The sequence below is a fragment of the Ruegeria sp. AB8 genome (genome assembly GCF_056542605.1).
In genome coordinates this window covers 114063-127266 of sequence record NZ_JBQGAB010000013.1, presented here as the reverse complement: position 1 = coordinate 127266, position 13204 = coordinate 114063, and the positions used below count along the sequence as shown (strand labels likewise).

Sequence of the window (13204 nt, the reverse complement as noted above, 5' to 3'; positions counted from 1 at the left end):
GATTACAGGTACTTGCTGATTGTTTTCAACTCTTCCACGGCCCCTACCGGATCGTCGCCGCCCGTCAGACAATGATCGATATGATCATGGATCAAAGCGCGTTTGGCGTTTGTGATCGCTTTCTCGACCGCGTGCAATTGTTGGGCGATGTCGGAACAAGGTTGCTGCAGCTCCAGCATCGAAACCACTTTGGACAGATGCCCTTCGGCCCTTTTCAGTCGCGCAATGATTGCCGGGTGGGTTGAGTGGATGTGTGTCATGTGGCGAACCTTATCCTCCCCCGGGGGATATCGTCAATCGATCTGCCTTTCTTGTCGAACGGGTCCCGATACTTCGGCAAATGGCCACCGTCGGAACAGTTGCGGGCCGTCGAACAACTTCATCTCCGCTGTTGAATGCCCGCCTTATGGCTTCTTATGGCTCTGTCCCTGATGACACGTGAGCCCACCTGAAACGCGGCCCAAAATCCCGCGCTGCTCCACTATTTTCGTTGAGCTAGAATTTCTCAGCCGATAAGTCTCTTGCATCGCGAATACAAAGGTCAGTTTCTTGGCAAACCCACTCTATGACAGCCTGTTCGGAATTCATGCGGACAAAGATACACCGTTCCTGCATCTTGCGGATGGCAGGGTGGTTTCTTATCGCCACTTTCTGAATACAGCGGCGCAGATCGCGAATGTCACTGCGCGGATGGGGTTGCAACCCGGTGATCGGGTCGCGGTGCAGGTCGAAAAAACGCCCGAGGCGCTTGCCCTTTACGCAGCCTGTGTTCAGGCCGGGTTGGTGTTTTTGCCACTCAATACGGCCTACACGGTCGAGGAACTGACCTATTTCATCGAAAACAGCGGCGCATCTCTGGTCGTATGTGACAAACAGAACGAGGACCAACTGAAGTCTGTCAGTACTCCGATGGGGGCCAGCGTTTCAACCCTCAATGCCGATGGCGGTGGTACATTGATGGAACAGGCCGCCGCCATGCCGGTAAACTTTAAAACTGTGGATCGTACAGGAGACGACCTGGCGGTCTTTCTGTACACCTCCGGCACAACTGGCCGGTCCAAGGGGGCCATGCTGACGCAGAACAACCTGCTGTCCAATGCCCGGACGCTGGCAAAGGAATGGCGGTTCTCGCCTGACGACGTGTTGATGCACGCGCTGCCGATCTTTCACGCTCACGGGTTGTTCGTGGCGACCAATGTCTCTCTGATCGCTGGCAGCCGTATGGTGTTCCTGCCCAAGTTCGATCTGGACAACATCATCACACTGATGCCGACGACCACGGCGATGATGGGTGTTCCGACTTTCTACACGCGACTGCTGAATGACCCGCGTTTCACGAAGGAATTGACCGCACATATGCGCCTGTTCGTCTCAGGATCGGCCCCGCTGCTTGCCGATACGCACGTTCAGTTCGAGAACCGCACAGGCCATCGCATTCTCGAACGCTATGGCATGACTGAAACCGGCATGAATACGTCCAACCCTTATGACGGTGAACGGCGGGCAGGAACAGTGGGATTCCCACTTCCGGGGGTCGAGCTTAAGGTATGTGACGCAGAAGGCAGTCCGTTGCCCCAGGGCGAGATCGGCGTGATCGAGGTGCGCGGCCCCAACGTGTTTTGCGGATACTGGCAGATGCCGGAAAAAACTGCCGCCGAGTTGCGAGAGGATGGATTCTTCATCACCGGCGATCTGGGGCGGATAGACGAAGACGGTTATGTCCACATTGTCGGGCGCAACAAGGATCTGATCATTTCGGGAGGCTACAACGTCTATCCAAAAGAGGTTGAACTGGCGCTGGACGACCAGCCGGGTGTTCTGGAAAGCGCAGTCATCGGCGTGCCACACCCGGATTTCGGTGAAACCGTGGTCGGTGTGATTGTTGCGGAACCGGACGCGCACCCCGATCTGGAAGCGATACAGGCCGCGTTCAGCAGCGGTCTGGCCCGCTACAAACACCCACGAAAACTGATCCAACTGGATGAGTTGCCGCGCAATACGATGGGCAAAGTCCAGAAGAACGCGCTACGCGCGCAATTCAAAGACCTGTTCGCGGGCTTGTGACACGATCACCCCGCAGAGCCCTAGGGGCCTTCGCGTACCATCGGCAGAACCTCAACCCAACCGCTGTGAAAAGAAGATTCTGAGGTCTTCAAGATGAGTCTGAACACCCCTATCAGGTGATGTTGGGCACCACCATCGTTGGAATTGTCGAGCGTCTCAACACCCGTTTGACGACCGTCCCGATAAAGGTGTGTCCGGTGCCCTGCTCGTGCGTGCCCATGACAATCAGGCCGCAATCCAGCTCGCGCGCGCGTTGCAGGATGGACTCGGCGGGATGCCCGTCAACCAGCTCCACCGAGGCGACAGACGCGTAAGCCTCCTTTCCTTCTTCGGTCAGGGTTTTCACGAACTTCTGCTGGTTCTCTTTCAGCAGTTCCTTCACCGAAGCGTGGCGGTCCCGGATCGCTTTTTTGCGCGATGCATCATCCTGAATGAACATTCGCATCGTCACGATGGCGTCCTGTGTCAGAGGCTCGGTCACGTGCAAAACATGGACTTTCGCCCCATGGGCGCGCGCCATGCTCAGGGCATGGCGCAACGCATTGTTGGCGTTTTCGGACAGATCCGTTGCGAACAGGATGTCTTTGATCTGAGGTAACATTGTTCAGTTCCTTTCTGTCCGCACTCAATACCCAAGCGCCCGCGGCAGCCATAGCGAGATTTCGGGAAAGAACGCTATGATGAAGATGGCGACCGTATTGATGAAGGCGAACGGCAGCGCTGCAACGGAAATCTTCTCGATTGATATATTGGATATACCAGATGCGATGAAAAGGTTTTCGCCCAATGGTGGGGTTTGGAAACCGATGCCCAGCGTACACACCATCACGACACCAAAGTGGATTGGGTCGATGCCGACGCTGTAGGCCACAGGCAGCATCACCGGAACCAGGATCAGAATGGTTGCCAGCGTTTCCATGAACATGCCCACAAACAGCAGGAACAGGATGACCAGCGTCCAGATCACATAGATGTTGCTTGTGACAGACAGCATGCCTTCGGCGATCAGCGCGGGGATCTGGTTTTCGACCAGAAGCCGGCCAAACACCGTTGCCGTGAACATGATCAGCAACACGCGCCCCGTCAGCCATGTGGTGGTTTCAAGCGAGGTGAACAGCTTTTCCCAGCTGAGTTCGCGGTAGATGAATGCGCCCACAACCAGAGTGTAGAAGATCGCAACGATCGCCGCCTCGGTCGGGGTGAAGAAGCCCGAATAGATGCCGCCCAGGATCACCACCGGAGCCATCAGGGCCCAGAAGCCGCGATACATCTCGCACCAGATATGGCGCATGGACCAGCCCTCGGTCGTACCCTTATAGCCGCTCTTTTTGGCCAGGATGTAGTTCATCAGCAAAAGGCTGCCAGCGATTACGAACGCGGGCATGAAACCGGCGATGAACAGTTTCGGGATGGATACCGTCTGGAAGGTGCCATGTTCGGCAACAGCTTCTGGCGGGGCGGGCATGCCGAGCGCGGCAATGCCGAAGATGATCAGCGGGATGGACGGCGGAATGACAATCCCCAGCCCTCCGGACGATGCAGTGATCGCCGAAGCATAGTTGCGTCCGTATCCCCTATCAATCATGGCCGGGATCATCAGCATGCCGACGGCGGCAGTTGTCGCCGGGCCTGAACCCGAAATCGCGCCGAAGAACAGGCAGGCAAAAACAGTTGCCGCCGACATACCGCCGGTGAAGGGACCAGCAAAGCTTTCGGCAACATTGATCAGTCGCCGTGACAGGCCCGAGGCTTCCATTAATGCGCCCGCCAGAATAAACGCCGGCAGGGCCATGAGCGGGAATGAACCCACGGACGTAAAGGCGATTTGGACAAATTTGATCGGATTCTCATCCAGGACGAGAAAGGTGATCATCGTCGAAACGCCAAGCGCGACCGTTATCGGCGCGCCGATGAACAGCAGCAACAGGAAGCCGCCGAACAGGATATATACGATTTCACTGCCCATTATTTTGCCTCCCCAATGTCAGTGTGGTCCACGTCAGCGCCCAGGTCTGCGCGGACTTCTTCCAGATCAATCGCGTCAGGATCACGCAGATCTTCGTCCAGAATGATTTTCTTGTAGTTCACCTGAAGGATACGAATGGTCATCAGGGTGAAGGTGATCGGCAAAACGATGTAGACCCAGCTTAGATGGAACCCCAGGGTCTGGGATGACTGGAACCGGTTCATACGGTTGAAGATGAAGTCGATCGCCAGGTAGACGAAGTAGACATTGAAGCAGATCCAGAACAGATCCGCGAAAGCCTCGATATATTTGATCGCGCGAGGGGGCAGAAACTTGAACTGAAAAGTGACGCGGTTATGCGCACCCATCTTGGCCGCATAGCTGGCACCGAAAAACACGAACCAAACGAACATGTAGACGGACAGCTCTTCAACCCACGAAAAAGAAAAGTTGAATACCGTCCTTACGACCACCTGCAAAAACAAAAGACATACAAAGACTGCCAGAAGAAACCGACAGATGTAGCTTTCTATGTTGTCGACTATTCCCCAGAAGTTTTTCATCGGTCCCTCTCCCTCAGAATGGAAAGCGCCGGTCAGGCGCTTTCCTTTGTTTTATACTATTTTCATTCCGAAACGGGGTCGCGGCCGATGGCGGCCAGAACGGCGTTCAGCTTTTCAACACCACCGATGCTTTCATAGAACTTCGGCCAGACCGCTGTGGTTGCCAGTTCGATGAACTCTGCCTCGTCGTTTTCGGGAACATGGATTTCCATGCCCTTTTCGACCAGCAACGCTTTGATCTCGGCTTCCTTGTCGCGCAGGAATTGGGCCGAGGCCTGGGTTGCATACTGCCCGGCTTCCAGTACGGCAGCCTGATCTTCGGCCGACAGACCCTGGAAGACCTGCTCGGAAATGATCAGAGGCTCGATCGAGAAGATGTAACGGATTTCAGTCACATAGTCCTGAACTTCGTAGAACTTCATCGCGTTGATCGTGGTGTAGGGGTTGTCCTGACCATCAACAACCTTGGTTTGCAGACCGGCAAAAGTTTCCGACCAGGCCATCGGTGTCGGGCTGATGCCCCACGCCTTATAGGTGTCGATCATGATCTCGTTCTTGGGAACGCGGATAACCAGACCTTCCAGATCCGCAACCGATTTCACCGGCTTCTTGGAGTTCGTCAGAACGCGGAAACCTGTATAGGTCCAGGCAATGATGCGCACACCGGCGTCATTGATCGTGTTTTCGGTCAGTTCCTGGCCAATGGGGCCCTGGGTCAGGGTTTCGGCGTCCTCCAGGCTGAGGATGACGTAGGGCAGCGTGAACACACCTACAGTCGGCGAGAACGGCGTGACGTTGTTGATCGCCAGCAGCGACATGTCCAGCGTGCCGATTGCTGCTTCGTTCACGGTGTCCTGTTCGGACCCGAGCTGGCCGTTCAGAAACAGAGTTGCGGTGTGATTGCCACCCGACAGCTCCTCGAGTTTTTCCTTGAAGGCAAGGCCGGTTGCCTCCTGGCTGGAACCGCCGCTGTCGCCCACGGCGATCTTGAAGTTCTTCGCCATGGCCGGCGCGGCAAAGGTCGCGGCGGCAAACGTGGCAGCCAACGCGACAGATGAGAATGATTTGATGAGTTTCATAAGTCCTCCACCTTATTTGTGACGATGGCATCGCATTCCTACGCCTGTGAGTATGGCGCAAACTGGAGTCACCGGTGGGCGAGTTATAAGTTGCAAAAACCGTTGAGGTAATACAAAGTAATCTACGTAAAGTTCGACAAAAGGAAACATTTCAATTCCAAAGAAACTCGCTATTACGCGCATCTCGGATGTGGACATTCGCTTGCTGCAGATTTTTCGTACTGTGGTTGCCTGCGGAGGGTTCACCGCCGCCGAGTTTGAGCTCAACATCGGGCGTTCAACTATCAGCAAACACATCTCGGATCTCGAAACCCGCCTGAACCTGAAACTATGCCATCGCGGGCCCGCCGGGTTCTCGCTGACATCCGACGGCCAGCATGTCCTGAAGTCCGCAGACAGCCTGTTTGCCTCAATCGACAGATTTCAGAACATTATCGGTGAGGTTCGCGCCGAAATGGCGGGAAAGTTGAAGATTGCAATCTTTGACCGGTCTTCCTCCAACCCGGATGCCGAAATGTCCGAAGCAATTCGCCTGTTCCGAAACCGGGCGCCGGGCGTCACGCTCGATATTTCGGTCGAACCGCCCAACGTGATCGAAGAAGGTGTCATAAACGGTCGCTTCAATCTGGGCATCGTCCCCTTGCACCGCCAATCGCCGATGTTGAACTATTCGCCCCTGTATACCGAAGACATGCGCCTGTTTTGCGGCCGGAATCACGAGCTGTTTCAGCGTGCAGAAACCGAGTTCAAGTTAAGTGAACTTCGAAAGTACACCTATGCGGGCCTGAGCTTTAACTCACCCAACATGTCGATCCATCAAAAACTGAAACTGAGAAAGTCCGCCTTTGTCCAAAGCGAAGAAGCGTTGGCACTTCTGATCCTTTCCGGTTGCTATCTGGGCTTCTTGCCGACCCATCAGGCACAGCCGTTCGTGGAAGCTGGTCAAGTCCGGGAGGTCAGATGCGAAGCTGCGGAATATATTTCAAGCATGGCCGCAATCGTGCGCAAAAGCGCTTCGCAAGGGCGCAGGTTGAACGTGTTTCTTGAATGCCTGAAAGACGCTCATGACAGGTAGGCTATGAAATGCCGGTCCAGCTACTTTATTCGACCATCCAAAGTTAGCGGGATTGGATTCTTCACCATTGAAAGCACGGTGCCCGATTGGTTGGAGCAAGCAGTGTGTCAACCTGTTCAAGGCTCAGGACGCTGAAATAATTTTATTTCGTTTCCGCCATGGCTGGCGAAACTTCATGACAAGGCCAGCCCAATAAGTTAAGTGTTCCCTAAAGACCAAAATACAATTTCCCGGTGAACTTTGTGGAACAAGTAACCTTTACGTTCGAGATGGGTGTGGTTTGCGCCCTGTTGGCCTTCACCGTTTTCCTGTTTGTTTCCGAAATCGTAAGAATTGACCTTTCCGCCATACTGGTTTTGGTCATCGTCGGCCTTCTCAGTTATGCGCCCGGGCTGGAGAACCTGGCAAATGTCTCTCGACTGTTCGACGGGTTCGCGTCCAACGCCGTTATTTCAATCATCGCGGTCATGATCGTCGGTGCCGGATTGGACAAGACCGGCATCATGAACAAAGTGGCTGCCGTCATCCTGAAATACGGTGGCACAGCCGAGAACCGGGTTTTGCCGATCGTGTCAGGCACTGTCGGAGTGATCTCGTCTTTCATGCAGAATGTCGGCGCGGCGGCCTTGTTTTTACCGGTTGTCAGCCGAATTTCCTCAAGGTCCGGCATTCCGCTTTCGCGACTGCTGATGCCGATGGGTTTTTGCGCCATTCTAGGCGGCACCATGACTATGGTCGGTTCTTCCCCACTGATCTTGCTGAATGACCTCATTCTGACGGCAAATGACGGGTTGCCCGAAGGGCAGAAAATCAAACCGTTTGGACTTTTTTCAGTCACCCCAATCGGCATGGCCCTGATCCTGACGGGTATTGCATATTTTCTTTTGCTGGGGCGCTGGGTACTGCCGACTGAAGGCGCGTCTGATGCAACAGGGACCGGGCAAGGCACGCAAGAATATCTGCAAAGGGTCTACGGTCTCAAGGCAGACGTTTTTGAGGTCATCGTCCCCGAGGACAGCCCCCTGGTGGGGCAGATTCTGGCCGATATCAACCACGAGAACCACCTTTACATTATCTCGACATTTTATCGCGGGAAAACCTCGATGGTGCAGGTACTGACCGCCGAGATTGCCGCACCTTGCCGGCTGGCCATCATCGGGCGTCGCTGGGTGGTCGAGGAGTTCGCGCAGAAGTTCGGTCTGACTGTTCTGCCTGAACTGGATATCTTCGTCGAAGAGTTTGCACCCACCAATGCCGGGATCGCAGAAGTTGTCGTGACCCCGGACAGCAAGCTGATCGGCAAATGCCCGCGCGAGCTTTTGTTCCGCAAGACCTATGGCATGTCTTTGCTGGCGATCCATCGCGGGGAAGAAACGCTCAGCCATGTCGAGACGGATGATCACGCATCAACCCAGATCGGCCTTGAAGCATTTCACGCCGGTGACATGCTGGTCGCCCATACCCGATGGGACAACCTGATGCGGATCAAGCGCGATCCGGATTTTGTCGTTGTGACCACGGACTTTCCGCAAGACGAATTGCGGCCGCAAAAGGTCGGTTGGGCGCTTGCCTTTTTTGCCATTTCCTTGTCGCTGATCCTGTTCACCGACGTCCGGCTGTCACTATGCCTGCTGACCGGAGCGGCCGGCATGATGCTGACCCGCGTGTTGAGTGTGGACGAGGCATATCGCGCAGTTGGGTGGAACACCGTTTTCCTTCTTGCCTGTCTCATACCGCTTGGTCAGGCCGTGCAGAATACCGGGACGGCCGCATGGATTGCGCAGCAGATCATGACCATTCTGGACGGCTGGCCCATTTGGGCGCTTCAGGCTGGGGTGGCAATACTGGCCACAGCTTTTTCGCTGGTAATGTCGAATGTCGGGGCAACCGTCTTGCTTGTGCCCCTTGCGGTTTCAATCGCGGTTGCCGCAGGGGGCAATCCGGGGGTCTTTGCGCTGACCGTTGCCATATCGACCTCGAACAGCTTCATCATTCCGACCCATCAGGTGAATGCCCTGATCATGGGTCCGGCAGGCTACAAGGTCATGGATTTCGTGCGATCCGGCGGGGTCATGACAGTCCTGTTCCTGTTCGTGTCTCTGTTCATGCTCAACGTCCTGTATTGATTTTACAGGCATGTCAGTGACAGCCTTGCAGGTCTTTTTCCTCAGACGGCCGTGATTTTGAACACAAGCACCTGCGACCACTGGATATGACACGATGTGGTCCGGAACCCATTTCGACGATACATATGCAGATCGTGTCGGGCTTTCTCGAAGCACTCTGTGTAAAACGGATCATTGGCGAAATGACCGATCACGGGGTTGAGCATGATCAGGATCGTCTTTCGGGTGATGCGGCAGAACTCGTCCAGTATCAGCATCCAGTCCTGAGGGTGGCAATAATGTTCGATCGACTGCATGCAAATCAGCACATCCTTTGATTTGTCCGCCAATGGATAGGGCGTGCGCCCGGCGTCAAACAGCGTCATTGGAATATCGATTGCTTCGATAATCGGGCGATAGGGCCAGTCGTGTACCTTGTGGTCTTTGGGGATCTGAATGCCGTGATTGTCGGTTTCGCAGACAAACGTCTCGTCGTTCAGGCGACGATGCGTGGATGCCAGTTCAGTTTGTTTGTTGTTGAGCATATTGGGAAAGTCATTTCCCAAAACGGTATGGCCAAAGTGCCGGGCAACCTCGAGCATACCGCCATGCGCCGTCGACATCTCGAATATGTCCTGCGGTTCTTCGGTGTACATCAACTCGGGAAGGTAAAGCTGAAACCTGTTCCAGCACCTTCGGATGTTGTTGGCACGATTGATATATTTCCTTTGTACGCGGATCTGCTCAAGCTCGGTATTGTCACCATTGGAATACGGCGTGAGAAGTTCAGCGGGTACCGGATGGTCGAACAGATGGCCGTTATCGCCCATGACCCGTTCAGCACGAACTCGTTTTTCAAGCCTGCGCTTTTCTGCAGCCGTGAACTCTTCCGACATGTATTGGTCCCATCCTTCTGTACCGCGCCTACTCGGGTGTTCTCGACGCCCGAGCGCCGGTACCCGCCCCATTTGGTACAGAACCCGTGCAGCAGACAACACCAAAACCCAGGTCGTGTGTGGTAGTTCTGAGGAATTGTCGCCGAGACGGCACGCAAAACTGAACCGATCGGATTCAGTGCCCGCCGAAATACGCTTCGAGCAGCCTTTTGTCGTTCCGCAGTTCATCCGCAGTGCCGGACGTTTGCATGCGGCCGGACTCGAGCACATAGATACGGCTAGCCAGTGACAGGGCGAAATTGGCGTTTTGTTCGGTGATGACCACGGTCAGGCCGTATTCCTTGTTTAACTGACGCACGACTTCGGCGATCTCAAGGCAGATTTTCGGGGCCAGACCGATTGTTGGCTCATCGACCAACAGCAACTCGGGGCTGGTCATCAGGGCCCGTCCGAAGGACACCATCTGCCGTTCGCCACCGGACTGGGTCGAGGTTTCCTGCCCTTCCCGCTCGGCCAGCCGTGGGAACAGCTTGTGGACCATGTCCAGATTGCTTTCGATATCCTCGCGGGCAGTATAGGCGCCCACCATCAGGTTGTCGCGCACAGACATGTAGGGAAACAGGTTGAACCGTTCGGGCGCGTAACCGACGCCGTGGCGCACGATTTCGGCCGGTGATCGGCCTGCAAGACTGTGGCCGCGCAGCCGGATATCGCCTTCCGTTCTGACCATCCCCATTATGCTGTCCAGCAGGGTGGACTTACCCGCACCGTTCGGACCGACGACGGCCACGATCTCGCCCGGCTGGACCGTGATCGAGATGTCTGTCAGCGCCTGCGCCTTGCCGTAGAATGCGGACAGGTTTTCGATTTCCAGATAGGACATCAGGCGCCCCCCAGATACGAGGCCTGCACGGCCTTGTCATTCATCACTTCGGTGAATGTGCCTTCGGCGATCATCGTTCCCCGCTCAATTGCAATGGCACGGTCGATCAGGGGTTCAAGCGCGGGCAGATCGTGGCTGACGATCAGAAAAGTCATGCCGTCCTTGCGCATGGACTGGATGAGGTCCGAGATCTGCGCGATTTCCCCCACCGTCAAACCGGCAAACACCTCGTCCAGCAGCATCACACGCGGCGCGGTGGCCATGGTGCGCGCCATTTCCAGCTTGCGCAGATCGCCCATGGCCAGTTCGGACGGTGTCCGTTGCAGGTCGGCCTCGGTGAAGCCGACGCTCAAGGCCAGTTCCCGTTCCCGATCCGTGTCAGGGGATTTGGTGATCATGCGCCAGATGTTGTCAGGCATCAGGCCCACGCGGATATTCTCGGCCACGTTCATATCGCCGAAGGGTCGCGGGATTTGATACGTGCGGCTGACGCCGGCCCGAATGCGCCGGGACGTGGGCAGGGCCGAGATCTCCTGCCCGAAAAGTTCGATCGTGCCGCTGTTCTGGCGCAGCTCACCCATGATCTGGCTGAACACCGTGGTCTTGCCCGCCCCGTTCGGACCGATCAGACCCAGAGATTCCCCTTCTTTGAGGGAAAAAGACAGACCGTTCGTGGCCACCAGCCCGCCAAAGCGTTTGATCAGATGGGAAACTTCCAGTGCCACAGTCACGCCACACCCCCTTTCCGCAGCCGGGCGAATCCGCGCCGCACCAGTTCCACCAGCCCTTTGGGTTGGTACATGTAGAGGATCAGCGCGATGGCGCCGTAGACAAAATACCGCTCGGCCCCAGGCAGGACCGGCCGCAGGTATTCCAGCAAAAAGGTCATGAAGAATGCGCCGATCATCGGCCCGATGATGGTCGATGTACCGCCCAGCAGTGCGGCAACGATGATGGTAAACAGGAAGTTGATGTCAAATAGCGCACGCGGAGCCAGCGAGCCCAGATAGTGAACATAGAAAGCCCCGCCCAGCCCCGCTATGAACGCGCTGGTCAAAAAGGCAAACGCTTTCAGCCGGGTGGTGCTGAGCCCCGAGCCGCGCACGCTTTCCTCGTTCATGCCGATCGCTGCCAGCGCTGTTCCCAGACGGGTTTTCATCAGCAGCCACATGCTGACGGCGACGCTCAGCATCAGGGCGGTCGACAGGTAGTATCCGTTTGCTGCGCCCCGCGTCAGGGTCTGGACACCAGACATCCCGCGTGTGCCGCCAGTCAGATCCGGACGGATCACCTGCACCAGCTGATACAGCAGCTCCATGAAGGCCAGTGTAACCAGTGCGAAATAGCTGCCACGAATGCGCAGCGCAGGCAGCAGCACCAGCAGTCCAGCGGCCATGGTGACCAGCACCGCGGCCGGGATCGAGATTTCAACCGGCACATCAAACCGTTTGGTAAGAATGGCGGTCGTGTACGCTCCGATGCCGATCAGAAAAGGGTGGCCAAAGCTCACATATCCTGTCCGCCCGGACAGCACGTCCCAACTGATCGCGAAGATCGCCAAGTAGTTGGCAAAGATCATCGTACGCAGTGTTCCGTTGGAAACGACCTGAGGCAACAGGAACATCCCCGCAATCAGACCACCCCAGAGGGCAAAGTGAAACCAGCGCAGCCCCATCTTTATAACTCCTCACGGCCAAACAGGCCCTGCGGGCGGGTCACCAGAACACCAATGATCAGCAGCATGGTGAAGACACCGCGCAACTCGGGCGCAAGGGTCGCCACCACGATGACTTCAAGAAAGCCGACGATGTGTGCGACAACCAAGGTCCCGATGATCGACCCAATTCCGCCCACGATGACAACGGCCACCGAGATGATCAGCGGGGCGACCCACATGGATGGCGAAAGCTGCGTGTAACTGGCAAAGAACACACCGCCAAGTGCCCCCAATGCCCCCGAGATGCCCCAGGTGATCAGGTTAATCCGGTCCGGGTCGATCCCCGAGATGGCAGCCCCCTTGGCGTCCATCGAAACCGCCTGCATTGCCCGCCCGGTATGGGTGAGCCGCACGAACGCGTATAGACCCAGAAGAATGGCCCAACTGATGAGCGTAGCAATCAGGATGTTGTAGGTGACGGACGCTCCGGCAACGTTGATCACTCCGGGCACGATGGGCAGCAGGATCTTGCTGCTGTCGCCAAAGACCAAAACGATCCCGGCCTGTATTACCACGGCAAGGATCAGCGTCGATATTTCGACCGCCACATGATCACCTTTGAGCGTCTTCACGATCAGGCGGTACTTCAGAATACCCATCAGAACGCCCAGTGCGGCGGCCACGACGACGCCCATGAGCTTGGGCATCCCCAGTGTTTGCGACACCCAGAAGTAGATGTACCCACCGACCATCAGATAAGCGCCATACGCCAGATTCAGAACACGCCCTATGCTGAAGATCAGCGTGAAACCCATTGCGATAAGCGCATAGAGACCACTGAGCAAAAGCCCCTGGATCAGTATCTGCAACATTGAGGTATCCCTGGCTGCGGGCGCACGCTGTCGCGCGCCCGGTT

Annotated in this window: 13 protein-coding genes; 3 read left to right on the top strand and 10 right to left on the bottom strand. The window is 56.1% G+C overall.

Features of this window, described 5'->3' with window-relative positions; genetic code table 11:
- Nucleotides 1-2: 2 nt before the first annotated feature.
- Nucleotides 3-260: a metal-sensing transcriptional repressor gene (locus ACR0CG_RS14905; RefSeq protein WP_480525901.1), complete on the bottom strand. Its 258-nt coding sequence runs from the start codon at nucleotides 258-260 to the stop codon at nucleotides 3-5.
- A gap of 289 nt (nucleotides 261-549) precedes the next feature.
- Between ACR0CG_RS14905 and ACR0CG_RS14900 the strand changes: the two genes are divergently transcribed.
- Nucleotides 550-2064: a malonate--CoA ligase gene (locus ACR0CG_RS14900; RefSeq protein ID WP_480525899.1), complete on the top strand. Its 1515-nt coding sequence runs from the start codon at nucleotides 550-552 to the stop codon at nucleotides 2062-2064.
- Nucleotides 2065-2176: 112 nt separating this feature from the next.
- On the opposite strand, the gene ACR0CG_RS14895 is transcribed toward ACR0CG_RS14900, so the two are convergent.
- From ACR0CG_RS14895 to ACR0CG_RS14880, 4 genes are all read right to left on the bottom strand, one after another.
- Nucleotides 2177-2665 carry a universal stress protein gene (locus ACR0CG_RS14895; RefSeq protein WP_170611758.1) on the bottom strand — a complete coding sequence of 163 codons (489 nt, stop codon included), beginning with the start codon at nucleotides 2663-2665 and terminating at the stop codon, nucleotides 2177-2179.
- A gap of 24 nt (nucleotides 2666-2689) precedes the next feature.
- Nucleotides 2690-4030 carry a TRAP transporter large permease gene (locus tag ACR0CG_RS14890; protein WP_170611756.1) on the bottom strand — a complete coding sequence of 447 codons (1341 nt, stop codon included), beginning with the start codon at nucleotides 4028-4030 and terminating at the stop codon, nucleotides 2690-2692.
- Nucleotides 4030-4593, bottom strand: a complete 564-nt coding sequence (locus tag ACR0CG_RS14885; protein WP_170611754.1) for a TRAP transporter small permease — start codon at nucleotides 4591-4593, stop codon at nucleotides 4030-4032. Before ACR0CG_RS14885 ends, ACR0CG_RS14890 begins: the two co-directional genes overlap by 1 nt.
- Before the next feature lie 62 nt (nucleotides 4594-4655).
- Entirely contained in the window at nucleotides 4656-5672 is a 1017-nt protein-coding gene (locus tag ACR0CG_RS14880; RefSeq protein WP_170611752.1) for a TRAP transporter substrate-binding protein, read from the bottom strand.
- A gap of 202 nt (nucleotides 5673-5874) precedes the next feature.
- Here ACR0CG_RS14880 and ACR0CG_RS14875 point away from each other — a divergent pair, with 202 nt between their 5' ends.
- Both ACR0CG_RS14875 and ACR0CG_RS14870 read left to right on the top strand, forming a co-directional pair.
- Nucleotides 5875-6747 carry a LysR family transcriptional regulator gene (locus tag ACR0CG_RS14875; RefSeq protein ID WP_170806728.1) on the top strand — a complete coding sequence of 291 codons (873 nt, stop codon included), beginning with the start codon at nucleotides 5875-5877 and terminating at the stop codon, nucleotides 6745-6747.
- 269 nt (nucleotides 6748-7016) lie between these two features.
- The gene (locus ACR0CG_RS14870) at nucleotides 7017-8873 is read left to right on the top strand and encodes an SLC13 family permease (protein ID WP_480525928.1); all 1857 of its coding nucleotides are present in this window, start codon (nucleotides 7017-7019) and stop codon (nucleotides 8871-8873) included.
- 41 nt (nucleotides 8874-8914) lie between these two features.
- Here ACR0CG_RS14870 and ACR0CG_RS14865 read toward each other — a convergent pair whose 3' ends face one another.
- The 5 genes from ACR0CG_RS14865 to ACR0CG_RS14845 all read right to left on the bottom strand — a co-directional run bounded on the left by ACR0CG_RS14865 (nucleotide 8915) and on the right by ACR0CG_RS14845 (nucleotide 13160).
- Entirely contained in the window at nucleotides 8915-9748 is an 834-nt protein-coding gene (locus tag ACR0CG_RS14865; RefSeq protein ID WP_480525896.1) for a hypothetical protein, read from the bottom strand.
- 175 nt (nucleotides 9749-9923) lie between these two features.
- Complete coding sequence (locus tag ACR0CG_RS14860; RefSeq protein WP_170806730.1) at nucleotides 9924-10631, bottom strand: ABC transporter ATP-binding protein; 708 nt, start codon at nucleotides 10629-10631, stop codon at nucleotides 9924-9926.
- Nucleotides 10631-11362, bottom strand: a complete 732-nt coding sequence (locus ACR0CG_RS14855) for an ABC transporter ATP-binding protein (protein WP_480525894.1) — start codon at nucleotides 11360-11362, stop codon at nucleotides 10631-10633. The genes ACR0CG_RS14860 and ACR0CG_RS14855 overlap by 1 nt, the downstream gene beginning before the upstream one ends.
- Nucleotides 11359-12306 (bottom strand): branched-chain amino acid ABC transporter permease, encoded by a 948-nt coding sequence (locus ACR0CG_RS14850; protein ID WP_480525892.1) that lies wholly within the window; start codon nucleotides 12304-12306, stop codon nucleotides 11359-11361. The genes ACR0CG_RS14855 and ACR0CG_RS14850 overlap by 4 nt, the downstream gene beginning before the upstream one ends.
- Nucleotides 12307-12308: 2 nt before the next feature.
- A complete protein-coding gene (locus ACR0CG_RS14845; RefSeq protein ID WP_170611739.1) occupies nucleotides 12309-13160 on the bottom strand; it encodes a branched-chain amino acid ABC transporter permease in 852 nt (283 codons plus the stop codon).
- Nucleotides 13161-13204: the final 44 nt, after the last annotated feature.